This window comes from Microbacterium sp. Y547, assembly GCF_057669785.1.
The window spans coordinates 238,356-258,710 of the sequence record NZ_JBYHFN010000001.1 but is presented as its reverse complement, the minus strand read 5'-3'; the positions used below and the strand labels follow the sequence as shown (position 1 = coordinate 258,710).

Sequence of the window (20,355 nt, the reverse complement as noted above, 5' to 3'; positions counted from 1 at the left end):
GCGTTCATCTCGTCCGCGTACTGATAGTCGATGATGTGGCTGCTCGAGAACTTGATCTTCGCACCGGCGTGCAGGTGAATCCACACTGCCGGATGTTGTCCAGCTTGCCTTCGAATCTCTCGCCTTCGACTTCCCTCGAAAGGTACGTAGAAGGTGCCACCCCGGAACTGTCCAACGCTCAGAGCACCGAGCACATCCGCAAGAAGTTCGGGCACAACCTCAGCAAGCTCCACATCAAGAAGGCTCGGAGCACTGGAGAATCCCAGCGCCCGGGGTTCTTCTGTCTGCGCCACCGGCCAGTTGTCGCAGCCGGAGAGCGCTTCGCGCCGCGCGGCTGGTCCCGCTCAGGGGTGCAGGTGGTCGCGGAGCGTCGGTCCCGAATACTCGGTACGGAAGACACCTCGTCGCTGAAGCTCGGGCACCACACCGTTCACGAAGTCTTCGAACGACGAGTGATAGAGCGCGGGCATGACGATGAATCCGTCGGCGGCACCGCTGCGGAACAAGTGCTCAAGTTCGCTCGCGACGCTCTCGGGTGAGCCCACGAGCTGAGGATGCAGCTGGTTCATGGCCTGCTCGATGGCGAGATCAGCGACGGTGTAGCCGCGCTCGGCGCTGACCGCGGCGAGCATGTCCTCGAACGCGACGCTTCCTGTCGCTCCCCGATGCGCCCTCAGCACTTCGAGGGCGGATGCCGTGGGATCGAGTGACTCGGCGTGGAGCAACCGCGCGAGCTTGACCAGGGCGTCGTCGAGCGAGATCTGTGCGCGGAGCCCAGCGAGATTGGTCCGGGCATCGGCATCGGTCCATCCGAGTACGGGCTGCACGCCCTGCAGGACGCGGATGGCGTCGGGATCGCGGCCGTGATCCCGCTCGGCGCGACCGCGCAGCTCTTCGCGGAAGGCCCGCATCTGCTCTTCGGAGTCCCCGATCGCGAAAACGACCTCCGCCCAGCGCGCCGCGAAATCGCGCCCGCGCGGTGAGGCGCCCGCCTGCATGAGCACGGGGCGGCGCTGGGGACTCGCGGGCACCGTGAGCGGCCCGCGCGCCAGGTCGGCGCCCCGCGGCGGCACGCGGTGTACGCGCTGCGCATCCGCGAACCTGCGTGCTTCGCGATCGAGCACGAGGGCATCCGGATCCCAGCTGTTCCACAAGTCGATGACCGTTGCAGTGACGCGGTCGGCGTTGTCGTAGCGAGCGGCCGACCCCGCGATGGAATCGCGCCCATGATTGCGGGCCTCGGCATCCGTCGTGGATGTCACGATGTTCCACGCAGCGCGTCCGCCCGAGAGCTGGTCGACGGTCAAGAGCTGGCGGGCGATCGTGTACGGGGGCGCGAAGCTCGTGGACACGGTGGCTCCGAGTCCGATCCGACTCGTCACTCCCGCCACGAGCGAGATGAGCGAGATCGGGTCGAGGTAGATGCTGCCCTTCCCGCCGGTCGCCAGGGTCGTGTCGACCCTGCCGTCTGCGTCTTCGGGGACCGCCAGAGCATCGGCGAAGAAGATCATGTCGAACCGGCCGCGTTCGAGCATCCGGCCCAGATCAGCGAAGAATTCGCCTCGTAGCCAGTCGGCTCTTCCGAGCGGATTGCGCCAGTTCTCGGCGTACTGGCTCGTCGGCGGATTCACCATCGCGACGAGGTGCATGCGCCTGGACACGTCAGCTCGCCGCGAGCGTCGGACTGTTGAGCGAGATGGTGACGTGGGTCGTCACATGCTGCACGGTGCGTCCCACCGCGATCCAGGCGTTCGCGACGGTCGTCAGCACGTCGGCGAGATCGCCGTCCAGACGCGTCGCGTAGTGGTCTGAACCCGAGTACACGCCCACCTGCTTCGCCTGCTCGATCGCGTCGTAGATCGCCGTCATGTGGTCGCCGTCGGTGCCCCCGTCGAGCAGGGGATACAGCGACCAGTGGGCGCGCGCACGGATGCCGGTGGCCTCGAGCTGCACGGGCTCCGCGCCGAGCGCATCCACACCCGCCGGCAGCTCGCACTGCAGTTCGCCCGGGCAGCCTCGGGAGAGCAGGATCGCCGCCGAGACGTGTGCTCCGCCAGAGGCCGCGGCGGCGATGACGTCGCGCAGATAGCGCAGCACATCGGCCTCAGCACCGCCCACGAAGGTCGAGATGTCGTTCGTTTCGACGGTCACGGCGCTCGCGTCGGCTACGGAGAGCGCCCCGAGGATCACGTCGACATAGGCGGAGTCGTAGACCGAGAGGGTGAAGCGCGCGCCCACCCCGTACTCGGTCGGAGTGAGCGGGTTCTGATCCGTCGTGGGGGGCATGACGCACCACCATAGCCGCTGCCGGGAATCGGCTACGCTCGTCGTGACACGGGAGCTCGGTAAGCCGGGCTGAGAGGAAGGCTCCAACCTTCGACCGTCGAACCTGATCTGGGTAATGCCAGCGCAGGGAGGCATCTCTTCTTCACCCGTGCCCGATCAGAGGGGCACACCCATGCGGAAACACCACGCCTTCGTGGCATCCACCCTCGCGCTCGCGCTCGGCCTCGCCGGGTGCGCCACCGGGTCGGCTGCCTCGCCCGATGACCCCGAGAAGGTCACGTTCGCGCTCGACTGGGCGCCGAACACGAACCACATCGGGGTCTACGTCGCCGACGCGCTCGGTTACTTCGACGACGCGGGCCTCGACGTCGAGATCCTGCCCTATGCCTCGACCTCGGTGCCCGAACTCGTCTCTGCCGGTTCGGCGGACTTCGGGCTGGCAGGTCAGGCGGGCGTGCAGCTCGCTCGCACCGCCGGCCGCGACGTCGTGTCGGTCTTTCAGGTGACGCAGTCCGACACGGGTCGGCTCGTGATCCTCGGTGACCGCGACGACGTCGAGCGACCCGCGGATCTCGACGGCGGAGTGTTCGGCGGCTTCGGCTCGCCGCTCTACGGCGCATTGGCGCGCGCCGTGATCCAGGGCGACGGCGGCGACGGCGACTTCGAAGAGGTCGTGCTCGACACCGGTGCCTACGAGGCGTTGAGCCAGAACCGCATCGATTTCACGCTCTCGGTCTCGACGTGGGAGGACATTCAAGCGGACATCGACGGACACCCGTATCGCGCGTTCCGGTACCAGGACTACGGCGTACCCGATCTGCACTCGACCGGGATCATCTCCAGCGACGCCTACCTGGAGGCGAACCCCGAGACCGCCCGGGCGTTCGTCGCAGCCCTGCAGCGCGGGTACTCGTACGCCGCCGCCGAGCCCGAGAAGGCGGCCCGCATCCTGATCGAGGCCAATTCGGACACGCTCGCGGCCGCCGAAGAGCTCGTCACCCGCAGCGCGAAGCTGCTCGCAGAGCAGTACTTCGTCGCCGAAGGCGTGGCTATCGGCGAAGTCGTGCCCGAGAAGTGGGAGGACTTCGGCGCGTTCCTCCTCGACAACGGCATCCTCACGGACGCATCGGGTGAGACCGTGACCGAGGCGCCCGACTGGTCGGAGTACTACTCCACCGACTACCTCGAGTGAGCAGAATCCGCGGCTCGGCCGCCGTCGTTCTTCCGCCGGTCATCGCCGCCCTGGCGATCCTGATCGTGTGGCAGTCCGTCGCGAACGCCGGCCTCGTCGCGGGTGGAGTGCTTCCGTCGCCGCTCCGGATCCTCGAGCAGGGGTTCGGCGAGCGCGACGTGCTGCTGCGGCACACTCTTCCCACCCTCACAGCCACGGCGCTGGGGTTCACGCTGTCGATCACGCTCGCCGTCGTCACCGCGACCACCCTGGACTTCTTCGTGCTGGGGCGCCGAGCGGCGATGCCGCTGCTCATCGTGAGCCAGACCCTGCCGCTCATCGCGCTCGCACCACTGGTCGTGCTGTGGTTCGGGTTCGGCCTGCTTCCGAAGGTGCTGCTCGTCGCGTTCGTCACGTTCTTCCCGATGGTGGTGGGACTCATGCGCGGTTTCGCATCAGCCGATCCCGACGCCGAGCACCTGCTGCGATCGATGGGGGCGGGCAAGCGCACCGTTTTCCGCATGGTCCGACTGCCGTCGGCGATGCCGTCGTTCTTCTCGTCGCTGCGCATCTCGATCACGTACGCCGTCGTAGGGGCGATCTTCGCGGAGTACGCCGGCGCAGTCGCGGGCTTGGGCGTCTACATGCAGAGTGCCAAGAACGTGTTCCGCACCGACCTCGTGCTCGCCGCTGTCGCGGTCAGCTCCGTGCTGACCCTGCTTCTCTACGGTCTCGTCGGGCTCATCGAGCGCCTCGTGCTGCCGTGGCTGCGCGTCGAGAAGGGAGCAGCGCGATGAGTGCCGGCGGCCTGGAGCTCACCGGCATCCGCAAGAGCTTCGACGGGGTGCCGGTTCTCGATGATCTGACCGTGTCGGTCGCGCCCGACGAGATCGTGAGCCTCATCGGCCCGAGCGGCAGCGGCAAGTCGACGCTCCTCTCGCTTCTGACGGGGGAGCTCGCCGCCGATTCCGGCCTCATCCTCTTCGACGGCGCTCCCGTGTCGGCGGGGGAGCGACCGTTCGCTTTCATGCCGCAGCGAGATGCCCTGCTGCCGTGGCGGCGCGCTCTGGACAACGCCGCGATCGGTCTCGAGGTGGCAGGCGTCGGGCGGCGCGAAGCGAGGCGTCGCGCCGGTGAGCTGTTCGACGCCTTCGGGCTGTCCGGCAGCGAGCGGCGCTATCCCCGGCAGCTGTCGGGCGGCATGCGGCAGCGGGTGTCGCTCGCGCGCACCGTGGTGCAGGGCCAACCGCTGCTGCTGCTCGACGAGCCCTTCGGCGCGCTGGATGCGATCACCCGGGACGAGATGCAGGAATGGCTGCTGGCGGTGTGGGCGACCCACCGGTGGAGCGTTCTGCTCGTGACCCACGACATCCGCGAGGCGGTTCGGCTGTCCGACCGCGTGTACGTCATGTCACGCCGCCCTGCGCGGATCGTCGGTGAGACGGTCGTGACGCGGGACATCCCGCGTGGCGAAGGGTTCGTCACCGACCCGCGCGTGCCCGCCCTGGAAGAGAGGTTGCGCGACCTGCTGCGTGCGGGCTAGGTGCGTAGGCTCGCGTCATGAGCGTCGATACCTATCTGAACCCCGTCGCCCGTCACTGGCGGACCGAACGCTCGCCCGACATCCGCGGCTTCCACGCCTCGCTCCCGGGGTACGCCGTCACGAGGCTCGTCGAGGTGCCCGACCTCGCGCGTGAGCTCGGCGTGGCGCGCGTCTTCATCAAAGAGGAGGCCTCACGCCTGGGGCTTCCCGCGTTCAAGATCCTGGGGGCCTCGTACGCCGTGTCCCGGGCGCTGACCGAGCGGGTCGGAGAGCGAGGGGCGCTGCCTCTCGCCGACCTCGAGCAGCGCCTGCGGGCGTCGGGGCCTGTGCGCCTTGTCGCTGCGACCGACGGCAACCACGGCCGCGCGGTCGCCCACATGGCACGCCTGCTCGGTATCCCCGCCCGCATCCACACGCCGGCCGACATCTCACCGGCGGCGAAGGGGGCGATCGAGTCCGAAGGGGCGCAGCGCATCGAGCGGGATGCACCCTACGACGACGTCGTCGCCGCAGCCGCGGCATCCGTGGGCGATGCTGACGTGCTCATCCAGGACACGTCGTGGCCGGGCTACGAGCAGGTTCCGCACTGGATCGTCGAGGGGTATTCGACACTCGTCACCGAAGCCGACGCGCAGCTCGCAGCTGTGGGAGCCCGCGCAGATGTCGTCGTCGTGCCCGTCGGCGTGGGCTCGCTCGCCGAGGCCGTCGTGCGCCACTACCGCTCGGGTCAGACGGCTCCCACGGTGCTCAGCGTCGAGCCGACGGCGGCGCCGACGATCCTCGAGTCGCTGCGTGCGGGGCGCCCCGTGACGGTCGAGACGGCGTCGACGATCATGGCGGGGCTCAACTGCGGCACTCCCACGACCGGTGGCTGGCCCGTTCTGCACGCCGGCCTTGATGCGGCCGTGACGGTGACGGATGCCGCCGCCGCGCGCGCCGTGCGCGACCTCGAGGCGCTCGGGGTCGATGCGGGGCCGTGCGGTGCCGCGACCCTCGCGGGCGCACGCGCGCTCGCCGCTGCATCTTTCGCGCCCGGCGAGACCACGCCCCTCACGGCCGAGGCGACGGTGCTGCTGCTCAGTACCGAGGGCCGAGCAGCGAACCCACTGCCGGACCTCGACGCTTAGACGCCGACGCGTTCGAACGCGTCGAGGCTGATGCCGTCGTCGAGGACGACCTTGGCCCACTCGCGTGCCGAGTGCAGCGAGTGATCCCGGTAGTTGCCGCATTCGATCGCTGAGACGGCCGGCACATCGGATTCGACGGCCTCGTCGGCGATGAATCGCAGGGCACTCGTGAGGGCCGCGACGACGTCGGCGACAGCCGGCTCGCCCCACATGAGCAGGTGGAAGCCGGTGCGGCAGCCGAACGGAGAGATGTCGATCACGCCGTCGATGCGGTCTCGCAGCAGCCCCGCGAGCATGTGCTCGAGCGTGTGAAGCCCCGCCGTCGGGATCTCTCCCGCGTTGGGCTGCACGAAGCGCACGTCGAAGTTCGTGATCGTGCCGCCCGAGGGGCCGTGCTCGACCCCGATCCGACGCACGTACGGCGCCTTCACGGCGGTGTGGTCCAGGGTGAAGCTCTCGATCTCGGCCATCAGGTCCTCCTCGCGATGCGGTGTGTCCATCCCATCAGATCTTCTTCGATCCGGATGCCGCGGGGCGGGGGATGGGCGAAACTCCCCACCGCGCCGATGGGTGGTGCGTGCCAGGATGGGGGCGGGCCCCGCCCGTGAGAAGACAGGAGCGACGATGACCGTGTCCGGGTATCCGACCGAAGAGCCGACGCGTTCCGGTTCGCCTTCATCGCTTCTCCGCGCCGCGATCTGGGTCGCCATCGGCGCACTCATCGCCGCCGCGATCGTGTGCGTCGTGTGGATCTTCCTCGGCGAGCAGAACGGCATCGTGGGGCGCGCGTTCCTCACGATCCTGCTGCTGGTCGGCTTCGCCGGCGTCGCGATCCTCGACGCACACCTCGCCGAGCGCCGCCCCGCATGGTTCGCGCTTTCCAGCATGGTCGGTTGGGTCGTGCTGCTGCTCGTGGGCGCCGTCATGATCTGGATGCCCGAGCGCTACGCGTACTCGGGGATCGGCCGGTTCGTGCAGTACCTCGTCATCGTGCTCATCGTGCAGCTCGCCCTGCTGCACATCCGCCTCTATATGAAGGCATCCCGCCGCTACGTGACGGGCTTCACGCAGGTCGTCACGGTCATCACCATCTCGCTCGTGGTCGGCCTCGCGGCGCTGCTGTCGGTACCGCTCGTGCTGTGGGAGTACGTCACCTTCACCGATCTGTACTGGCGCGTCATCGTGGCCGTCGCGATCCTCGCCGCCGTCGGCACTGCGCTCGTGCCGCTGGTCAACGTGCTCTTCGCTCCCAAGAAGGCGCCCGCGCACGACGTCTATGGCTCGCCGGCCCACCACCCCGCGCAGCTCCCGCCCGCGCCCGGGTACGGCGAGCAGCAGCCGCAGGGCCAGCCCCCGCAGCTGCCGTGGCCGACGTTCATCGACGGCGTCACGCCGCTGCCGATCATGCCCGACGGGCAGCCCGACTGGGGTGCCTACTACTCGGGGTACCCCTCGCCGGGGGCGCACATCGTGGGACACCCCGCGCCGGCTCCCGAGCCCGCTGCGCCGCAGGCCCCGCCTGCCGGCTACGAGGGCTTTCCGCCGCCCCCGCCGCTGCCTCCGCGCGGCTGACGCCCGCGGCATCCGTCGTCAGCGCGCGAGAAGCTCCAGGGCGGCCATCGCGGCGTTGTGGCCGCCGATGCCGCTGACGGCACCGCCGCGTCGCGCCCCCGAACCGCACAACAGCACGGCGGGGTGTGGCGTCGCGACGCCCCAGCGCTGCGCGGGCGTGTCAAGGGGTTCGTCATCGCCTGCCCACGGCCAGGACAGCGGCCCGTGGAAGATGTCGCCGCCGGTCATGCCCAGTGCATCCTCGAGATCGGCCGTGGTCTTGGCCTCGACGCACGGCGTGCCGTCGGGCGCTTCGTAGACGAGGTCGGAGATCGGCTCGGCCAGCACCGAGTCGAGCGAGCGGGTCGCGGCGTCCAGAAGCTCGGTCCGAGCGGTGTCGCGATCGGCGTCGTCGATGATGCGATGCGGCACCTGCAGCCCGAACAGCGTCAGGGTGTGTGCGCCCGATTCGCGCAGCTCGGCGCCCAGGATGCTCGGGTCGGTGAGGGAGTGGCAGTAGATCTCGGCGGGAAGAGGATGGGGGATGCGTCCGCCCAGCGCTGCCGTGTGCGCGGCATCCAGCTGGCTCATCGTCTCGTTGATGTGGAACGTGCCGGCGAACGCGGCCTCGGGCGAGACATAGTCGTCACGCAGTCGCGGCAGCCGGCGCAGCAGCATGTTGACTTTGATCTGCGCCCCCTCGGGCTGCGCGGGCGAAACGGGGCGGAGCAGCTCGGCGCCGCCGGCGGCGAGCAGGCGGTCGAGCACGGCGGGGCCGACGCCGCTCAGCACGAGCCGGCCGCGCAGGCTCTGCCGCACACCGCTCATGTCCACGTCGACCTCGCCATCGGGCGAGACGGAGACGACATCGGCGTTCGTGCGGATGTCGGCGCCCGCGTCGCGCGCCGCGCGCTCGAGTTCAGCGCTGACGCGCCCCATGCCGCCGACCGGGACGTCCCAGTCGCCCGTGCCCCCGCCGATGACGTGGTACAGAAAGCAGCGGTTCTGGCGGAGGCTCTCGTCGTCGGCGCTTGCGAACGTGCCGATCAGGGCGTCGGTCAGGGCGATGCCGCGGGTGATGTCGGTCTGGAGCGAATCGCGCAGCAGTGTGCCGAGCGGGGTGTCGACGAGCGCCGCCCACAGATCGTCGTCGCTGATGAGGCGGCGGGCGTCCGCACGCCGGGCGAGCGGCTTGAGAACGGTCGGGAAGATCCTGCGGGCGAAGGGTTCGATGCGGCTCATGAGGGCGCCGTAGCGTTCGGCCTCGACGGCGTCGCCCGTGGCCCGCAGGAACGATGCGACGGTCGCCCCGGCATCGCCGTTGTCGATCAGGATGCCGCGTGCCGGGTCGTCGGGAACCGGCGTGTACGACGAGTAGCGTCGCCGGCGCAGCTCGATCGAGAGGCCGAGGTCGGCGATGACGCGCGGTGGCAGCAGGCTGACCAGGTACGAGTAGCGCGACAGGCGGGCATCGACCCCGGCCCACGGGCGTTCCGAGACGGCGGCACCGCCGACACCCTCCAGGCGCTCGAGGACGACGACGCTGTGACCTGCCCGCGCGAGGTAGGCGGCGGCGACGAGGGCATTGTGGCCCCCGCCGACGATCGCGACGTCGTGCGTGAAGGAGTGGACTGCATCGGCCATCCCTCCACGCTATCGGCCCGCACGCGCCGGGTAGCGTGGAGGGATGCCCTCGGTCATCGAACTCCAAGACCTCGCCATCGCGATCGCCCAGGAGGCGGGGGAGCTTGCTCGACTCCGCCGTAGTGAAGGGGTCGCGATCGCCGCGACGAAGTCGGCGCTCGCCGACATCGTCACCCACGCCGACCGCGAAGTCGAGGCGCTCATTCGGCGTCGCCTGGCCGAAGCCCGGCCCGACGACGGGTTCTTCGGAGAGGAGTCGGGCGTCGAGTCCGGCACGTCGGGGATCACCTGGATCGTCGATCCGATCGACGGCACGGTCAACTACGCCTATGGCGTGCCGACCTACGCCGTCAGCATCGCCGCGGTCCAGGGCGAACCCGACCCCGCCTCGTGGAGCGCCCTCGCCGGCGTCGTCTACAACCCGGCCGGTCGCGAGCTCTTCCGCGCCGCGCGGGGAGAGGGGGCGTGGCTTGGCGACGTGCGACTCGCGGTCGTCGCCGACCCGCCCTCCGCAGGAGCACTTCTCGCCACCGGTTTCGGCTACAACCCCGAAACGCACGTCGGGGACCTCGCGCGGGTGGACCGCGTCATGCCGATCGCCCGCGACCTGCGCCGTGCGGGGGCTGCGTCGCTCGACTTCGCCTATGTCGCCGCCGGTCGCTACGACGGCTATTTCGAGCGCGGACTGCAGCCATGGGACCACGCCGCCGGCGCGCTTCTCGTGCAGGAGGCCGGGGGCCTCGTGGGCGGATACGACGATGTCGATCCGTTCGATCGGCACCTGTTCGTCGCGGCCGGACCGGGGCTGTTCGGGCCTCTTCTCGAGCGCGCGCGGGGGTGAGCGGCAAACCCGTCCATGGCATTCCCAGGCGGCGGGGGGTAGTGTTTACCCGATCGTTACCTTCGCGCGTTCGCGGGCGGGGGTGCATGAAGCCCGTTCCGCCGCCTTACCCGAGGCGACACGATCCGAAAGTCCCCGACTCTGTTGCAGCCCGACACGCCCTTGGCTCTGCCTGCGTCCACGCGCCGGTCGAACCGCTCCACGTTGACGTCCGGCCCCACGGCCGAAGCGACCGCGGCGGACCCACGCGATGAGGCTCAGCGCCGTTCGGTAGCAGCCGCGCTGGTGTGGAGCGTGTCGACCGCGGCGACGGATGTCGCCACCCCCGGCACCGACGTCGATCAGGCCGCGCCCCTCTCTCGGCGCGCGCTGCGCGCCACTCGGGCCACTGTCGTATCCGACGTCTTCGAGCTCATCGAGCCGCCCGTCGCTGAGGACGAGGTCGACGAGGTCCCTCCGCTCGATGAGCGGGTCGAGACCGCAGCCGATGACGAGTTCGAAATCGCCGCGCGGCTCTTCTCGTTCACGGGTGAGACCCCGGTGATGACCGTCGACGAGCCCGAGCCCGAGCCCGAGCCCGAGCCCGCCGAGGCCGAGCCCGGCGCCACGCACGCGGCGCCCCGCGGCGCACGCCGCCGCCGCGCCGTCCTCTCGCGCGTCGCCGCGACGTCGTTCTCGGCAGGCGTCATGGGCGTCGTCGGACTGCTCACGATCGGACTCACGACCCCGGCCGAAGCCGTCATCGCGGCCGGTGGCAGCAGCGCCGCGGCGATGTCGGTGCGCACTCCGGCCGAGCCGGCCGAAGACGAGCCCGCCACCGAGATCCAGGCCTACGTCGCCCCGTCGAGTGTGCTGCACGCCGACGTGACCCGCGAAGAGAGCTACTCGACGATCACGATGGCTGAACTGGCGTACCAGTCCGGCATCAAGAACATCTCGGACTTCTTCGTCAACGACGCCAACTCGGCCATCCAGTGGCCCTTCGCCGTTGGCGTGCCGATCAGCTACGGCTACGGTCCCCGCTCGGGCAGCATGCACCAGGGTGTCGACTTCACCCCCGGCGCCGGAGCGCCGATCCAGGCGATCGCCGACGGCACAGTGCGCGTCGCTTCTAACGCGGGTGGCGGATACGGCGTGCATGTCGTGATCGATCACGAGATCGACGGCCAGATGATCTCGAGCCACTACGCGCACATGATCGTCGACTCGATTCAGGTCGTTCCGGGCCAGAAAGTCGAGGTCGGAACCGTTATCGGCCGCACCGGAAACACCGGCCGTTCGTTCGGGGCGCACCTGCACTTCGAACTGCTTCTCAACGGAACGACGCACATCGATCCGCTTCCCTGGCTGCGCGAGCACGCGGGAGGCTGATCACGATTCAGACGGATGCCTCGGCTCTGGTATTCTCGTCTAGTTGCCCGGTGACGGGTGGCACGCCCCGATAGCTCAGTGGCAGAGCACTTCCATGGTAAGGAAGGGGTCGTCAGTTCAATCCTGACTCGGGGCTCGCAACATCCTCTCGGCGACGATCGGATGCACGCGGCAGGGTAGCTCAGTTGGTGAGAGCGCACGACTCATAATCGTGAGGTCGCGGGTTCGAACCCCGCTCCTGCTACAGATGAAAACCCCCGATTTATCGGGGGTTTTTGCTTTCGCTCGAACGCCGAGACCGGTGCGTCCCACGGATCCCGTCACGCGGGCACATCGACGATGCGCTGCGTTCCGTAGCGGGGCACGAGCTCGCCGCCCGATGCCGCCGCGATGTCCGCCGTGAAGGTCTCGACGAGGTGCGGCGCCACCCAGATCTCGAAGGTCGTCTCGTGCGCGTAGTCCGTGTCGCCGAGGCGGGCGTCGTGTCGCGCGGCCCAGTCACGAAGCAGGTGATCGATCCGGCCGGCGTCGGCGTGGCCGACGGCGAGCGTGGCCTGCGTCAGCACTTCGCGCCGCACCAGCGACGCACGGTCCAGCGCCTCGGAGGCCGCCGACGAGTAGGCACGCACGAGCCCGCCGGCGCCGAGCTTCACTCCGCCGAAATAGCGCGTCACGATCACGAGGACATCGGTGAGGTCCCGTCGGCGCAGCACATCGAGGATCGGGGCGCCGGCTGTGCCCGACGGTTCGCCGTCGTCTGAGGAGCGGGCGTGCTCTCCGGAGACCCCCGTGACGAGGGCGAGGCAGTTGTGGTTCGCGTCCCAATGCCGCTTGCGGGTCGCAGCGATGAGCCCGTCGGCGTCCTCCGGGGCCACGAGGGGGAAGGCGTACGTCAGAAAGCGCGACTTCTTGATGATCAGCTCGTGCTCGACCGGTGCGGCGATCGTGCCCGGGTAGCGCGGAAGAGGAGTCACGGGTCAAAACTATCCAGCCGCAGGGCAGACGCCGAAGCGGGCGAGTGGCCTTCGTCCAGGCGTCGCTCGCGTAAGCTCGTTCTTCGCCCGTTTGCGCGGTGCGTCCTCCGTCACCACCCGAAAAGAGCCTCGTGACCCTCGAGAAGCAACCGTCCACGGCACCCGTCGGCACATCGGCCCCCGCGCCGCGCACCGGCCCTGTGATCGCGCTGTTGGTGGCCTCGGCGTTCGTCGTGATCCTCAACGAGACCATCATGAGTGTCGCTCTGCCCCGCCTCATGGTCGACCTCGACATCACGGCCAGCACAGCACAGTGGCTGACGACCGGATTCCTGCTCACGATGGCCGTCGTGATCCCCCTCACCGGGTATCTGCTCGAGCGCTTTCCGCTGCGGAACATCTTCTTCGCCGCGATGACGCTCTTCTCAGCGGGCACCCTCATCTGTGCGGTCGCACCGGGATTCGACCTGCTGCTCGCCGGACGCATCGTGCAGGCATCCGGCACGGCGATCATGATGCCGTTGCTGTTCACGACCGTGCTCAACGTCGTACCCGCCACGCACCGCGGACGCATGATGGGCGTCATCTCCATCGTCATCGCGGTCGCTCCCGCCGTCGGCCCGACCGTGTCGGGGATCATCCTGTCGTCGCTGGACTGGCGCTGGATGTTCTGGATCGTGCTGCCGATCGCCCTTCTCGCGCTCCTTCTCGGCGCCCTCTGGGTGCGCAACGTCACCGCGACGCGCGACGCGCGGTTCGACGTGCTCTCGCTCGTGCTGTCGGCCTTCGGTTTCGGCGGCCTCATCTACGGTCTGAGCTCGATCGGCGAAGCCGCGTCAGGACGCACCCCCGTGCCCGTGTGGATCCCGCTCGCCGTCGGTGCTGCCTCGCTCGTGCTGTTCGTGCTGCGTCAGGTGCAGCTGCAGAAGACGGATGCTGCGCTGCTTGACCTGCGGACGTTCATGTCGCGGTCGTTCTCGCTGGCGATCGCGCTGGTCGTCATCGTGATGGGAGCCCTCTTCGGCTCGCTCATCCTGTTGCCGATCTACCTGCAGCAGGTGCTCGGGCTCGACACCCTCACGGTCGGGCTCATGCTGCTGCCCGGCGGTATCACGATGGGTGTCATCGCTCCCATCGTCGGGTCGCTCTTCGACCGGTTCGGCCCGAGGCCGCTCGTGCTGCCCGGCATGATCGTCGCGGCGGCTGCCCTGTGGGGCATGACGACATTCGACGCACAGGCCTCGATCGCCTGGATCGTCGCGGTGCACATGGCCCTCAACCTCGGTCTCGGCTTCGTGTTCACCCCGCTGCTGACCTCGGCCCTCGGGTCGCTGCCGCGATCGCTCTACCCGCACGGCAGCGCGATCGTCGGCACGATGCAGCAGGTGGCCGGTGCAGCCGGCACGGCGCTGTTCATCACCCTGATGGCCGTGTCGGCGGCGGCTGCAGCCCAGGACGGCGCCGGTGCCGTGGCATCCACCGCAGCGGGTGTGCACAGCGCCTTCCTCATCGGCGCCCTCATCGCCTCTGCCGCAGTCGTCCTCGCGGTGTTCGTGCGCAAGCCCGCGGTGCCCGTCGAAGCCTGACCTCGCGGACGCTCGGGGCGGTCAGCGCAGGAAGTCGCCGAGCGCCTCGATGAGCCGGTCGATCTCGGCGTCGTCGTTGTAGGGCGCGAGGCCGACGCGCACGCCCGCCTCTTTGCCCGTGTTCAGCGCACGGAAGGGCTCGTGCGCGTAGAAGCTCCCCGCCGGGGCGGCGATGTCGCGCGACGCGAGGAAGCGGCCTGCTTCGGCGGCATCCCGATCGTTGAACGTGAAGAACAGCGTCGGTGTGCGATCGGCGGCGACCGAGTGCACGACCAGACGGTCGCCGTGCGCGGCGAGTGCGTCTTCGACCCGGTGCCGCAGTCGCATCTCGTGCTCGTGGGTCAGCTGTGCGGCGGCGGCGAGCCGTTCGCGGCGCGCGCCCTCGGCGGGAGCGAGGCTCGCCATGAAGTCGACCGCGGCCGTGGCGCCGGCCATGAGCTCGTACGGCAGCGTGCCGAACTCGAAGCGCTCGGGCACGGTGTCGGTCGAAGGCAGCAGCTTGTCGGGGCTGAGTTGGTCGAGCAGGTCGGGGGAGGCCGCGAGCGCCGCGCAGTGCGGACCGAAGAACTTGTACGGCGAGCACACGAAGAGATCGGCCCCGAGCGCCTGCATATCGACCAGGGAGTGCGCGGTGTAGTGCACGCCGTCGACGTACACGAGTGCGCCGACTTCGTGCGCGCGCTGCGCGATCCGCGCGATCTGCGGCTTCGTGCCGATGAGGTTGGAAGCGCCCGTGACGGCCACGAGGCGCGTGAGCGGGTTGATCACCTCATCGAGGTCGTCGAGGCGCAGGTCGCCCGTCGCAGGATCGAGTTCGAGCCACTTCACCGTCACGCCCGCCCGCGCAGCGGCCTGTACCCACGGGCGCACGTTGGAATCGTGATCCAGTTCGGTCACGACGATCTGGTGGCCCGGATCCCAGGCCTTGGCCAGGTGCCGAGAGAAGTCGTACGTCAGCTGTGTCGCGCTGCGACCGTAGACGATGCCCTCGGGTGCCGCCCCGAGCAGGTCGGCGAACGCCTGGCGGAAGGCCGCGACGGCATCTTCCGCGTTCTGCTCGCTGCGCGTGCTGGTGCCCCGGTTCGACAGCGGTCCCGTCAGGGTGCGCGCGACGGCATCGCCGACGACGCTCGGGGTCTGCGTTCCGCCGGGCCCGTCGAAGTGGGCGATGCCCGAGGTGAGCGAGGGGAACTGTGCGCGGATGGCGGCGACGTCGAGCATGCGGACTCCTTCGGGTGATGGATTCCTGCCGACGATATCGCGCACCGTGCGCACTCGTGCGGTGCGGCTAGCGACGGCCCGCCGCGTGGTCGAAGATGAGGCTCGTGTTCGTCGCGGCCACTTCTTCGCGCAGGCTCAGGGTGTCGCTGACGAGTTCTCGCATCGCGGCGGCGTCGCGCACGGCGACGTGCAGCAGAAAGTCGAGGTCGCCCGCGACGAAGTAGACGTGCCGCGTCGCCGGCAGCCGCTCGAGATAGGTCTGGAACCGCCGCAGGTCTCCGCGTGCGTGCGCGTGCAGCCGGATGCCGATGAGCGCTTCGAGGTCGAGGCCTGCCGCAGCGGGGTCGACGTCGGCGTGCACGCCCCGGATCGCGCCGGATGCCACGAGGCGGCGTACGCGCTTGTGGCAGGTCGACTCGGCGATGCCCACGCGAGCCGCGAGTTCGCTGTTCGAGATCCGGCCGTTGCGCTCCAGTTCGCGAAGGAGCGACAGGTCGACGTCGTCGACGTCGAACGTCCGCGAAGATTCCTCTGTCGGCATCAGCCCTCCCCGTCATCTGAGAAGGATTCTTCCGGGATATAGCGCCGAACACAAGGAATCTGCCCGCGGATGCATGCAAGGCGCGTGATTCTGCATACTTATCGACAGGTAGCCCAATCGAGGAGGGTCTTGTGGCGCGTTCGATCGTCATCGGTGCGGGGATGGTGGGTCTCGCGACCGCCTGGCATCTGCAGGAGCACGGCGTCGAGGTCACGGTGCTCGACCGTGCGGGCGTTGCGGCCGGGTCTTCGTGGGGCAACGCGGGCTGGTTGACCCCGGGCAAGACCATCCCGCTCGCCGATCCCAGTCTGTGGACGTACGGTCCCAAGGCTCTGCTCGACCCCGATGCGGCGCTGCACGTGCCCTTCCGGGCCGACATCGGACTGTGGTCCTTCCTCGCCCGCTTCGCCTCGAACGGCACGATGCGCGCGTGGAACCGCACGATGGCCTCGCTCACGCCCATCGACAAGATGGCGCTCGCCGCGTTCGACGAGCTCGCCGACGGGGGAGTCGACGCCTGGACGAAGAAGGGCCCTTTCATCGTCGGCTTCACCGACGAGCCGCACTCGAAGGGCTTTCTGCGCGAGGTCGAGGGGGTCATCCGCCACGGCCAGGACGTGCCATTCGAGCGACTCTCCGACCCCCGGGCCCTCGTGCCCCAGCTCTCCGACGCCGTGACGGTCGCCTATCGCCTCGATGAGCAGCGATTCCTCGAGCCCGGCCCCTACGTCGAAGCGCTCGCCGACGCCGTCCGCGCACGCGGGGGCATGATCCGCACCGATGCCACGGTCACGGCCGTCGGCTCATCCGGACGCCCGAGCGTTACCCTCGCGAACGGCGAGCGACTCGACGCCGACTCCGTCGTCGTCGCGACGGGCGCATGGATGCCCCAGCTCGCTCGTCCTCTCGGGGTCAAGGTGCGCGTGCAGGCGGGGCGCGGATACTCGTTCACGGTCGACACCGACGAGCCCATCGATCACCCCGTGTACATGCCGTTCCAGCGCATCGCCTGCACGCCCTACCAGGGCCGCTTCCGCATCGCGGGCACGATGGAATTCCGCCGCCCCGATGAGGCTCCGCAGCCGCGACGCATCCAGGCGATCGTCAATCAGGCGCGCTCCCTCTTCACCGGTATGGACCTCGACGACCGGCACGACGAGTGGGTCGGCTCGCGCCCCGTCACCCCCGACGGGCTGCCCCTCGTGGGCGCCACCCGGGCGCCGGGCGTCTTCGTTGCGGGCGGTCATGGCATGTGGGGGATCGTCCTCGGTCCCGCGACCGGCAAACTGCTCGCCCAGCAGATCGTGACGGGTCGCGTCGACCCCGCCATCGCCCCGTTCGACCCCTTGCGCTGAGCGGGCCACCCGTCGTCTCCTGACCCCGGTGTACCCGGCCCGCGGGGCGGCGCGCAAGGCCTTGCCGCGCAGCCGCGACGCGGGAAAGACTCGCCGGCATGGTTTTCATCGGGTACCACGCATCTCACGAACAGGTCGATCCGAGTGCCCTGCTGAGCGCCGTCGTGCGCGCCGAGGCTGCCGGGTTCGACGGCGCGATGTGCTCGGATCACCTGGCGCCGTGGGGACTCGCGCAGGGGGAATCGGGGCATGCCTTCAGCTGGCTCGGCGCGGCGCTCGCCTCGACGCGGTTCTCGCTCGGTGTCGTCACGGCGCCCGGACAGCGCTACCACCCCGTCATCGCGGCACAGGCCATCGCAACGCTCGAGCAGATGTTCCCGGGTCGATTCTGGGCGGCGCTGGGCAGCGGCGAGGCCGTCAACGAGCACGTCACGGGCGACCCCTGGCCACCGAAGCCTCAGCGAGAAGAGCGACTCGCGGCATCCGTCGATGTCATCCGGCGCCTCTTGTCGGGCGAGGAGGTCTCGCGCACGGGCGCCATCGACGTGCACCGGGCGCGCGTGTGGTCGCGCCCCGCCGAGCCGCCGCCCCTTCTCGGGGCCGCTGTCAGTGCCGAGACCGCCGCGTGGGTCGCGGGATGGGCCGACGGCCTGGCGACGGTCGCGCAGTCGCCCGCCGTCCTCGACGAGGTGCTCACCGCCTTCGCGGATGCCGGCGGGTCTGGCCCGCGCGTCCTGCAGATGCACGTCTCGCTCGAGGATTCGATCGACGAGGCGCTCGCCGTGGCGCGCGACCAGTGGCGGCACAGCGTGATCGACGACTCGCTGTGGGACATCGAGCAGCCCGAGGAGTTCGACGCGCGGGCGGTCGATCCGAGCGATGACGATCTGCGGGCGGGTGTGCTCATCGCCGACGATGCGGACGAGCTGGCGTCGCGCATCCTGCAGCACGCCGCCCTCGGTTTCGACCGCGTCTACCTGCACGGGGTGGGGAAGGACCAGGAGCACTTCCTCTCCCGAGCCGAAGACGAATTGCTCCCGGCGCTGAGGAGGCTGATGTGAAGATCAGCGACACGAGCGACCTGTGGTGGAAGCACGCCGTCATCTACTGCCTCGACGTCGAGACCTACATGGACAGCGACGGTGACGGCACGGGCGACTTCGCCGGCCTCGCGCAGCGCATCGACTATCTCGCCGACCTCGGCATCACCTGCCTCTGGCTCATGCCGTTCTACCCGTCGCCGGGCCGCGACGACGGATACGACGTCAGCGACCTGTACGGCATCGATCCGCGGCTGGGTAACCACGGTGACTTCGTCGAGGTGCTGCGAACGGCCCACGACCGCGGCATCCGGGTGATCGTCGATCTCGTCGTGAACCACACCTCCGATCGTCACCCGTGGTTCATCGCGGCGCGACGCAGCCGCTCCTCGCCGTACCGGGACTTCTACATCTGGCGTGACGAACCGCCCGCGACGCAGCAGGAGACGGTCTTCCCCGGTGAAGAGGCGAGCGTGTGGGAGTACGACGAGCGCACCGAGCAGTACTTCCAGCACGTGTTCTACAAGCATCAGCCCGACCTCAACATCGCCAACCCGCGCGTGCGCGACGAGATCGTCAAGACCATCGGATTCTGGCTGGCGCTGGGTGTTTCGGGCTTCCGGCTCGACGCCGTGCCGCACCTTCTCGACGTGCCCGGCGACGCCGATCTCGCGGATCCGCACGGGTTCTTGCGCGATGTGAAGCGGTTCCTGCAGCGTCGCGCGGGTGATGCCGCGCTCCTGGGCGAAGTGAACCTTCCCTTCGATGAGCAGCTGCGCTTCTTCGGCGGCGAGCGGGGCGGTGAGCTCGACCTGCAGTTCGACTTCGTCTCGATGCAGTCGCTGTACCTGTCGCTCGTGCGCAACGATCCCGCGCCTCTCATCGAGTCCCTCTCGGCGCGCCCCGCGATTCCGTCCGAGGCGGGGTGGGCCAACTTCGTGCGCAACCACGACGAACTCACCCTCGACAAACTCACCGAGTCCGAGCGCGACGAGGTGTTCGCCGCGCTCGCGCCCGATCCCGCACAGCGCGTGTACGGGCGAGGGATCACGCGACGCCTGCCGCCCATGCTGTCGGGCGATCCACGGCGCATCCGGATGGTTTACAGCCTGATGTTCTCGCTGCCGGGCACACCCGTGCTCTTCTACGGGGAAGAGATCGGCATGGGAGAGAATCCCGCCGTGCCGGGTCGTGAGTCGGTGCGAACCCCCATGCAGTGGACCGACGGCAAGAACGGCGGTTTCTCGGATGCCGCGCCGAGCCGGCTCACCGCCCCGCTCCCCGGCGACGGCTACGCACCCGAGCACGTCAACGTCCGTCAGCAGCGCAACGACGATGACTCGCTGCTCATGTTCGTGCGGGCCCTCATCGCGCGCTACCGCGCGTGCGTCGAACTGGGCTGGGGTGAACTCGAGTTCCTCGACCACGACGCGGACGGCGTCATGGTCCACGCCGTCACGGCCGAGGTCGGGCGCGTGATCGCGCTGCACAACTTCACCGCCGTCCCCGTGCGCGTGACCGTCGATGTCGGAACAGTCGACGACGGTACGGTGCTGCGGGATCTGCTCGGACCCGACCATCTCACGATCGACGATCGGGGGAGGGTCGAGTTCGCGCTCGACCCCTACGGATTCCGGTGGATGCGCGTCTCACCGCCGGGCGACTCCGCCATCGCCTGAGTCAGAGGTCTTCGGGGGCGAGGTCGCCGTTGCCCTCTTCGCCGAGTTCGGCCAGGAGCGGGCTCATGCCCTGCGTCTCGGGCTGTTCCGCGGCATCCGGAAGATCGGACGCGGGGATCTCGCTGTCATCGACGGCCCGTTCGTCGTCGTCGGCTCTCCTGCCCTCCCACTCAGCCTGGGCCGGGTCCTCTGCGGGGTCCGACTCGACCGAGCCGTCGCGGTCGCCGAGCGGCTGCAGGTCCTCCTGCGGTGCATCCGGAGTGGTGTTCATGTCGTGCTCCTTTCCGGTTTCAGCCTCGCGGGGTGCGCCCGGATCATCGACCCGGTTGCGCAGGAGTCCGCCGCCCGCTATCTCCGAGTGACTAGCGCCGCAGGTCGTCCGGCGCAACCCCCTGGCTGTTTCCGGTTTCCCGACCGACCCTTGA

General features: G+C 69.3%; 19 protein-coding genes, 2 tRNA genes and 1 riboswitch. Of the genes, 13 read left to right on the top strand and 8 right to left on the bottom strand.

All coding sequences use genetic code 11. The annotated features are described in order from the left end of the window. Positions 1 to 344: 344 nt before the first annotated feature. Both AC25Y0_RS01335 and AC25Y0_RS01330 read right to left on the bottom strand, forming a co-directional pair. Positions 345 to 1,661, bottom strand: coding sequence for an NtaA/DmoA family FMN-dependent monooxygenase (locus AC25Y0_RS01335; RefSeq protein WP_488134069.1), 1,317 nt, complete (start codon positions 1,659 to 1,661; stop codon positions 345 to 347). Position 1,662: 1 nt separating this feature from the next. Beyond that, a complete protein-coding gene (locus AC25Y0_RS01330; RefSeq protein WP_488134068.1) occupies positions 1,663 to 2,286 on the bottom strand; it encodes a YkoF family thiamine/hydroxymethylpyrimidine-binding protein in 624 nt (207 codons plus the stop codon). A gap of 38 nt (positions 2,287 to 2,324) precedes the next feature. Beyond that, positions 2,325 to 2,433: riboswitch (TPP riboswitch) on the top strand. A gap of 25 nt (positions 2,434 to 2,458) precedes the next feature. On the opposite strand from AC25Y0_RS01330, the gene AC25Y0_RS01325 reads away from it, so the two are divergent. The 4 genes from AC25Y0_RS01325 to AC25Y0_RS01310 are packed head-to-tail and all read left to right on the top strand — an operon-like array spanning position 2,459 to position 6,127. After that, entirely contained in the window at positions 2,459 to 3,478 is a 1,020-nt protein-coding gene (locus AC25Y0_RS01325; RefSeq protein ID WP_488134067.1) for an ABC transporter substrate-binding protein, read from the top strand. Then, positions 3,475 to 4,254 carry an ABC transporter permease gene (locus AC25Y0_RS01320; protein ID WP_488122560.1) on the top strand — a complete coding sequence of 260 codons (780 nt, stop codon included), beginning with the start codon at positions 3,475 to 3,477 and terminating at the stop codon, positions 4,252 to 4,254. Before AC25Y0_RS01325 ends, AC25Y0_RS01320 begins: the two co-directional genes overlap by 4 nt. Then, positions 4,251 to 5,000 carry an ABC transporter ATP-binding protein gene (locus tag AC25Y0_RS01315; protein ID WP_488122559.1) on the top strand — a complete coding sequence of 250 codons (750 nt, stop codon included), beginning with the start codon at positions 4,251 to 4,253 and terminating at the stop codon, positions 4,998 to 5,000. Before AC25Y0_RS01320 ends, AC25Y0_RS01315 begins: the two co-directional genes overlap by 4 nt. Before the next feature lie 17 nt (positions 5,001 to 5,017). After that, the gene (locus AC25Y0_RS01310; protein WP_488122558.1) at positions 5,018 to 6,127 is read left to right on the top strand and encodes a diaminopropionate ammonia-lyase; all 1,110 of its coding nucleotides are present in this window, start codon (positions 5,018 to 5,020) and stop codon (positions 6,125 to 6,127) included. Here the strand turns inward: AC25Y0_RS01310 and AC25Y0_RS01305 are convergent. Next, the gene (locus tag AC25Y0_RS01305; RefSeq protein ID WP_488122557.1) at positions 6,124 to 6,597 is read right to left on the bottom strand and encodes an S-ribosylhomocysteine lyase; all 474 of its coding nucleotides are present in this window, start codon (positions 6,595 to 6,597) and stop codon (positions 6,124 to 6,126) included. The two genes, AC25Y0_RS01310 and AC25Y0_RS01305, sit on opposite strands and share 4 nt — an antisense overlap. Before the next feature lie 154 nt (positions 6,598 to 6,751). Between AC25Y0_RS01305 and AC25Y0_RS01300 the strand changes: the two genes are divergently transcribed. Further along, a complete protein-coding gene (locus AC25Y0_RS01300) occupies positions 6,752 to 7,699 on the top strand; it encodes a hypothetical protein (protein WP_488122556.1) in 948 nt (315 codons plus the stop codon). Positions 7,700 to 7,717: 18 nt separating this feature from the next. Here AC25Y0_RS01300 and AC25Y0_RS01295 read toward each other — a convergent pair whose 3' ends face one another. After that, the gene (locus AC25Y0_RS01295; RefSeq protein WP_488122555.1) at positions 7,718 to 9,322 is read right to left on the bottom strand and encodes a phytoene desaturase family protein; all 1,605 of its coding nucleotides are present in this window, start codon (positions 9,320 to 9,322) and stop codon (positions 7,718 to 7,720) included. Positions 9,323 to 9,365: 43 nt separating this feature from the next. Between AC25Y0_RS01295 and AC25Y0_RS01290 the strand changes: the two genes are divergently transcribed. The 4 genes from AC25Y0_RS01290 (at position 9,366) to AC25Y0_RS01275 (ending at position 11,778) form a co-directional block, all read left to right on the top strand. Beyond that, the gene (locus AC25Y0_RS01290) at positions 9,366 to 10,163 is read left to right on the top strand and encodes an inositol monophosphatase family protein (RefSeq protein WP_488122554.1); all 798 of its coding nucleotides are present in this window, start codon (positions 9,366 to 9,368) and stop codon (positions 10,161 to 10,163) included. A 204-nt stretch (positions 10,164 to 10,367) separates the two neighbouring features. Continuing rightward, positions 10,368 to 11,534 (top strand): M23 family metallopeptidase, encoded by a 1,167-nt coding sequence (locus tag AC25Y0_RS01285; RefSeq protein WP_488122553.1) that lies wholly within the window; start codon positions 10,368 to 10,370, stop codon positions 11,532 to 11,534. A 64-nt stretch (positions 11,535 to 11,598) separates the two neighbouring features. Next, positions 11,599 to 11,670, top strand: a tRNA-Thr gene (locus tag AC25Y0_RS01280). Positions 11,671 to 11,704: 34 nt separating this feature from the next. Then, positions 11,705 to 11,778 (top strand) — tRNA-Met (locus tag AC25Y0_RS01275). A 76-nt stretch (positions 11,779 to 11,854) separates the two neighbouring features. Here AC25Y0_RS01275 and AC25Y0_RS01270 read toward each other — a convergent pair. Beyond that, on the bottom strand, positions 11,855 to 12,508 hold the full coding sequence (locus AC25Y0_RS01270) for an IMPACT family protein (protein WP_488134066.1): 654 nt from the start codon (positions 12,506 to 12,508) through the stop codon (positions 11,855 to 11,857). Between the two features lie 131 nt (positions 12,509 to 12,639). Here AC25Y0_RS01270 and AC25Y0_RS01265 point away from each other — a divergent pair, with 131 nt between their 5' ends. Continuing rightward, on the top strand, positions 12,640 to 14,094 hold the full coding sequence (locus AC25Y0_RS01265) for a DHA2 family efflux MFS transporter permease subunit (protein ID WP_488122551.1): 1,455 nt from the start codon (positions 12,640 to 12,642) through the stop codon (positions 14,092 to 14,094). A gap of 21 nt (positions 14,095 to 14,115) precedes the next feature. Here the strand turns inward: AC25Y0_RS01265 and AC25Y0_RS01260 are convergent, their stop codons facing one another. Beyond that, complete coding sequence (locus tag AC25Y0_RS01260) at positions 14,116 to 15,315, bottom strand: cysteine desulfurase-like protein (RefSeq protein ID WP_488134065.1); 1,200 nt, start codon at positions 15,313 to 15,315, stop codon at positions 14,116 to 14,118. Between the two features lie 67 nt (positions 15,316 to 15,382). Next, positions 15,383 to 15,856, bottom strand: coding sequence for an Lrp/AsnC family transcriptional regulator (locus tag AC25Y0_RS01255; protein ID WP_488134064.1), 474 nt, complete (start codon positions 15,854 to 15,856; stop codon positions 15,383 to 15,385). A 131-nt stretch (positions 15,857 to 15,987) separates the two neighbouring features. Between AC25Y0_RS01255 and AC25Y0_RS01250 the strand changes: the two genes are divergently transcribed. The 3 genes from AC25Y0_RS01250 (at position 15,988) to AC25Y0_RS01240 (ending at position 19,930) form a co-directional block, all read left to right on the top strand. Further along, on the top strand, positions 15,988 to 17,211 hold the full coding sequence (locus AC25Y0_RS01250; protein WP_488122548.1) for an NAD(P)/FAD-dependent oxidoreductase: 1,224 nt from the start codon (positions 15,988 to 15,990) through the stop codon (positions 17,209 to 17,211). Between the two features lie 98 nt (positions 17,212 to 17,309). Further along, complete coding sequence (locus tag AC25Y0_RS01245; RefSeq protein WP_488134063.1) at positions 17,310 to 18,272, top strand: TIGR03885 family FMN-dependent LLM class oxidoreductase; 963 nt, start codon at positions 17,310 to 17,312, stop codon at positions 18,270 to 18,272. Further along, on the top strand, positions 18,269 to 19,930 hold the full coding sequence (locus tag AC25Y0_RS01240; RefSeq protein WP_488122546.1) for an alpha-amylase family protein: 1,662 nt from the start codon (positions 18,269 to 18,271) through the stop codon (positions 19,928 to 19,930). Before AC25Y0_RS01245 ends, AC25Y0_RS01240 begins: the two co-directional genes overlap by 4 nt. Position 19,931: 1 nt before the next feature. Here AC25Y0_RS01240 and AC25Y0_RS01235 read toward each other — a convergent pair whose 3' ends face one another. Continuing rightward, entirely contained in the window at positions 19,932 to 20,201 is a 270-nt protein-coding gene (locus AC25Y0_RS01235) for a sugar ABC transporter ATPase (RefSeq protein WP_488122545.1), read from the bottom strand. Between the last annotated feature and the right edge of the window lie 154 nt (positions 20,202 to 20,355).

What these genes read in the sequence shown, in the direction of transcription:
- AC25Y0_RS01330 (WP_488134068.1), bottom strand. Translation starts at nt 2,286, where the DNA reads ATGCCCCCCACGACGGATCAGAACCCGCTCACTCCGACCGAGTACGGG.
- AC25Y0_RS01325 (WP_488134067.1), top strand. Translation starts at nt 2,459, where the DNA reads ATGCGGAAACACCACGCCTTCGTGGCATCCACCCTCGCGCTCGCGCTC.
- AC25Y0_RS01315 (WP_488122559.1), top strand. Translation starts at nt 4,251, where the DNA reads ATGAGTGCCGGCGGCCTGGAGCTCACCGGCATCCGCAAGAGCTTCGAC.
- AC25Y0_RS01310 (WP_488122558.1), top strand. Translation starts at nt 5,018, where the DNA reads ATGAGCGTCGATACCTATCTGAACCCCGTCGCCCGTCACTGGCGGACC.
- AC25Y0_RS01305 (WP_488122557.1), bottom strand. Translation starts at nt 6,597, where the DNA reads ATGGCCGAGATCGAGAGCTTCACCCTGGACCACACCGCCGTGAAGGCG.
- AC25Y0_RS01300 (WP_488122556.1), top strand. Translation starts at nt 6,752, where the DNA reads ATGACCGTGTCCGGGTATCCGACCGAAGAGCCGACGCGTTCCGGTTCG.
- AC25Y0_RS01295 (WP_488122555.1), bottom strand. Translation starts at nt 9,322, where the DNA reads ATGGCCGATGCAGTCCACTCCTTCACGCACGACGTCGCGATCGTCGGC.
- AC25Y0_RS01290 (WP_488122554.1), top strand. Translation starts at nt 9,366, where the DNA reads ATGCCCTCGGTCATCGAACTCCAAGACCTCGCCATCGCGATCGCCCAG.
- AC25Y0_RS01260 (WP_488134065.1), bottom strand. Translation starts at nt 15,315, where the DNA reads ATGCTCGACGTCGCCGCCATCCGCGCACAGTTCCCCTCGCTCACCTCG.
- AC25Y0_RS01255 (WP_488134064.1), bottom strand. Translation starts at nt 15,856, where the DNA reads ATGCCGACAGAGGAATCTTCGCGGACGTTCGACGTCGACGACGTCGAC.
- AC25Y0_RS01245 (WP_488134063.1), top strand. Translation starts at nt 17,310, where the DNA reads ATGGTTTTCATCGGGTACCACGCATCTCACGAACAGGTCGATCCGAGT.
- AC25Y0_RS01235 (WP_488122545.1), bottom strand. Translation starts at nt 20,201, where the DNA reads ATGAACACCACTCCGGATGCACCGCAGGAGGACCTGCAGCCGCTCGGC.